The organism is Protofrankia sp. Cas8 (genome assembly GCF_963555845.1).
Lineage (GTDB): Bacteria > Actinomycetota > Actinomycetes > Frankiales > Frankiaceae > Protofrankia.
Genome location: NZ_CAUVXI010000324.1, coordinates 3,312 through 3,720 on the forward strand (window position 1 = coordinate 3,312; position 409 = coordinate 3,720).

Here is a 409-nt window from a genome sequence, read left to right on the forward strand (position 1 = left end):
CCCCACCCCGATGAACCGCCCCACCGACTGGGGTGTCCTCAACCTCGACGACGACCCCACCCCCGGCGACCCCTTCGCCATCCGCGAACTCGCCCGCCGCTTCCTCGAATTCGCCGCCGACGTCGAACACGCCCACAGACAGATCACCACCGCCACCGGCGACGGAACCGTCCACACCTGGCTCGGCACCGCCGCCGACACCTTCCGCAACGAACTCGACGAACTCCCCACCCAGCTCACCCAACTCGAAACCTCCTACCGGATGGCCGGCCAAGCACTCAACACCTACGAACCCATCCTGACCACCGCCCAAACCCAAGCCGACCAAGCCCTCACCCGTGGCCGCGACGCCCGCACCCGCCGCGACCACGCCCAAGCCCTCCTCGACCCCGCCCAAACCACCCTCACC

1 protein-coding gene is annotated in these 409 nt (G+C 69.2%); it reads left to right on the forward strand.

The window, feature by feature from the left end; genetic code table 11:
- The coding region (locus U9977_RS26240; RefSeq protein ID WP_322751955.1) for a putative T7SS-secreted protein at positions 1-409 on the forward strand (409 nt) is incomplete at both ends.